The following is a 278-nucleotide window of genomic DNA, read 5'->3' on the forward strand; positions in this document are numbered from 1 at the left end:
GCGCAAGAGCCCCCGGTTCGCCGGGTGATAGCGCGCTTTGAACCGAAAACCTCCGGCTCGGCCTTGTGGTCGCGCCGGGTGGCGTCGTGTTCACTTGTGCGTTTTGTCGTCTCCCCCCGCGGCCATCGCCTTGGCTTCGTCGATACCTTCAATTTCCTCTGGGTATTGCTGATCGTCACCTTGCTTGCCGTTGCTGCGCTTCTGCTGGTTGCGGCGAGCTTCCGCCGCGTCTGGGTGAGGGGTGATCGCGGCGGTGGCGCGCTCGTGGTGGCCGTACT

General features: G+C 64.7%; 1 protein-coding gene. It reads right to left on the reverse strand.

The features are described from left to right. Positions 1-90: 90 nt before the first annotated feature. Positions 91-278, reverse strand: a 188-nt coding sequence (locus tag WDW90_RS39230) for a hypothetical protein (RefSeq protein WP_336493010.1), incomplete at its 5' end; no start/stop codon positions are given.

The sequence above is a fragment of the Methylobacterium nigriterrae genome (assembly GCF_037106235.1).
Lineage (GTDB): Bacteria > Pseudomonadota > Alphaproteobacteria > Rhizobiales > Beijerinckiaceae > Methylobacterium > Methylobacterium nigriterrae.